Here is a 3,132-nt window from a genome sequence, read left to right as displayed (position 1 = left end):
GGAGTTTTATTAGTTATGATTCAAAAATTTAGTAATGTTTATCAATTTTCAACAATAACAAGTTTAGCTGCTGGTAATTTTGATGGTATGATTAAGCTTGGGACGTTATTAAAGCAAGGTAATTTTGGATTAGGAACTTTTGACCATTTAGATGGTGAATTAATTGTGCTAGATGGTGTGGGGTATCAATTAAAATCAGATGGAACAGTTAATGAAGTTACGGCAAGTATGACAAGTCCATTTGCTGTTATGGCATTTTTTGAAGAACATCAAAAAATTAATATTTCACAACTAACTAGTTATGAAGAAATTCAACAAGTTATTGTAGATAATTTACCAAGTTTAAATTTATTTTATGGGATTAAAATTAATGGTTTATTTTCGGAAATAAAAACAAGAACTGTTTCATGGCAAGAAAAACCATATCCAACTTTATTAAAAGCATCAGAACAACAAGGAATTCTTAATGCTAAAAATATTAATGGTGATATTGTTGGTTTTTGAACTCCATCTTTTGCCAATACATTGGGAGTTAATGGTTTCCATTGCCATTTTATTAATACTGAAAAAAATACTGGAGGTCATATTTTTGATTTTCAATTAGATTCAGGTACTATTGAAATATGCTATTTTTCAAAAATTAACTTAGAATTACCCACAAATAAAAAATATTTAGAAACAAATTTAATGGCTTTTGAATTACAAAAGGAAATTGAATTAGCAGAAAATGCAAAAAAATAAAATTATCTTAAATCTTAAAGTTCTTAATTAAGAACTTTAAGATTTTTTTATTTAAATTTATATTTTTAAAATAAATTTATAATTTAAGGATTTATATTATAAAATTAATATGTAAAGTAAAAACTATGAAATTAAATTTTTAAATAATAAATAATAAATTTTAGAAAGCCAGGGTATTATAAAAAAATGTGATTTAGTAAATCAGATAAAGAATTAGAACAGGAATTTAAAAGCAATTTAAATGTTGGATTATTTTCAAAACAAACCAAAGAAAGATTAGTTAAAAATGGAAAAAATGAATTACCAAAACCTAAAAACAAACATTGAATTTTAATTTTTTTAGTTTCATTATTAAATCCATTATTTTTTATTTTAATTATTGCAGGAGTTACTTCGGTTATTATTGAAAAAGTTGTTAATAATCGAATTTATGTGATAGATTTTATTGTGATTTTATGTATCGTTTTATTAAATGCCTTCATTCAAACAATTGAACAAATTAGAGCAAGAAAATCCCTTGATTCTTTAAAAAAATGACAATTCCAGTAACGATTGTTAAACGAGATGGTGCAATTTTTGAAATTCCGGTTGATGAATTAGTTGTAGGTGATATTGTTATTTTAGAAGCAGGGAAATATATTCCAGCTGATATTCGCATTTTAGAAGCAAATAATTTATTAATTGACGAAGTTGCATTAACTGGTGAATCAGTTCCTGTTGAAAAAATGGTGAAATAATTTTAAAAGAAAAATTAGTGTTAGCAGAACAGACTAATATGGCTTTTATGTCAACTTTTATTACAAATGGTTGAGCAATTGGGATTGTTGTTGCAAATGCTGTTGATAGTGAGATTGGAAAAATTGCTGCTGTGGTTGTTAAAACAAAACAAGAAAAGACACCATTACAGTTACGCTTAACAAAATTAACAAAAGTTGTTAGTATTTTTGCGGTTTTATTAGCAATCTTTGTTTTTGTTTTCTTTTTATTAACTGATGAAAATAGTTGACCAATTAATTTAATGACAGCAGTTACAATTGCAATTGCTGTTATCCCAGAATCCTTAATTGTTATTGTGTCAGTTATTTTATCATTATTAGTAAAACGAATGACAAAAGTTAATGTTATTGTTAAAAAATTAGATGCGGTTGAAACATTAGGTTCAGTTAATGTTATTTGTTCAGATAAAACAGGGACTTTAACTCAAAATAAAATGACAGTTAAAGAGATTATTTTCAATAATGAGATTCTTAAAGAAAATGATTTTAATTATAACCAAAATAATAAGGCAACTTTTCATTTTATTAATTGTCTAACTTTATGTAATGATGCTATTAACCAAAAAAATGAACAAATTGGTGATCCAACTGAAATTGCTTTAATTGATTTTACAAGAAGATTTACAATTAGTGAAGTAGAATATCGTGAAAAATATCTTCGTGTTTTAGAAGTTCCCTTTGATTCTGATCGAAAATTAATGTCAACTGTTAATCATGTTAATAAACAGGAATTTGTTTATACAAAAGGTGCTCTTGACCAATTATTACTGCAATGTAATTGAATTTATTTAAATAACGAAATTGTTCCATTAACTGAAGAAATGAAGAAAGAAATCCAAGAGGAAGCATTAGATTTATCAAGTCAAGCATTACGGGTTTTAGCTTTTGCTTTTAAGAAAAAAGATCAACAAGACATTGAGACTAATTTAATTTTTTTAGGTGCTGTTGGAATGATTGACCCACCACGTCCAGAAGCGGTTGAAGCAGTTAGAAAGGCACATGAAGAAGGAATTAGAGTAATTATGATTACTGGAGATCATAAAGCAACTGCTTTAGCTATTGCTAAAGAATTACGTCTAGCAGTTTCAGAAGCGAATGTTTTATCTGGCCATCAAATTGATAATATGAATAATCATAAGTTACAAGAAAAACTACGTGATGTATCAGTTTTTGCAAGAATTAATCCTGATCATAAAACAAGGATTGTTGAGTGTTTGCAATCAATGAACTATGTTGTTTCAATGACATGTGATGGCGTTAATGATGCTCCAAGTTTAAGCAAAGCCGATATTGGTGTTGCAATGGGAATAACAGGGACAGATGTTTCAAAAGAAGCTGCAAATATTATTTTACAAGATGATAATTTTTCAACAATTATTCGTGGTGTTGAAGAAGGACGGAATGTGTATCATAAAATTAAACGGATTATTGCTTTTGTTTGTATTGCACAATTAGCAAATGTGTTAGCTTTTATTATTATTTCAGTTACAACTAAAATTAAACCATTTGATTCTGTTAACATTTTATGGTTTAACTTAGTCATTGAAACATTAATAGACTTCTTGCATAACCTAGTTATTTTAAAATTCCTATAAAATATATTTAAAATAGAAAT

At 26.6% G+C, this 3,132-nt stretch carries 4 protein-coding genes; all 4 read left to right on the top strand.

Going from position 1 to position 3,132, the window contains the following annotated elements; all coding sequences use genetic code 4:
- A partial coding sequence (gene budA, locus BST80_RS01835; RefSeq protein WP_415745703.1) for an acetolactate decarboxylase occupies positions 1 to 741 on the top strand: 741 nt, incomplete at its 5' end.
- A 186-nt stretch (positions 742 to 927) separates the two neighbouring features.
- The gene (locus tag BST80_RS01830) at positions 928 to 1,290 is read left to right on the top strand and encodes a cation-transporting P-type ATPase (protein ID WP_415745702.1); all 363 of its coding nucleotides are present in this window, start codon (positions 928 to 930) and stop codon (positions 1,288 to 1,290) included.
- A complete protein-coding gene (locus BST80_RS01825) occupies positions 1,275 to 1,478 on the top strand; it encodes a hypothetical protein (protein ID WP_415745701.1) in 204 nt (67 codons plus the stop codon). The genes BST80_RS01830 and BST80_RS01825 overlap by 16 nt, the downstream gene beginning before the upstream one ends.
- 38 nt (positions 1,479 to 1,516) lie before the next feature.
- Positions 1,517 to 3,112, top strand: a complete 1,596-nt coding sequence (locus BST80_RS01820; protein WP_415745700.1) for a cation-translocating P-type ATPase — start codon at positions 1,517 to 1,519, stop codon at positions 3,110 to 3,112.
- Positions 3,113 to 3,132: the final 20 nt, after the last annotated feature.

Source organism: Spiroplasma sp. Moj (genome assembly GCF_016082285.1).
Lineage (GTDB): Bacteria > Bacillota_I > Bacilli_A > Mycoplasmatales > Mycoplasmataceae > Spiroplasma > Spiroplasma phoeniceum.
The sequence above is the reverse complement of the archived record's forward strand: the minus strand, read 5'-3'. Positions and strand labels throughout refer to the sequence as shown.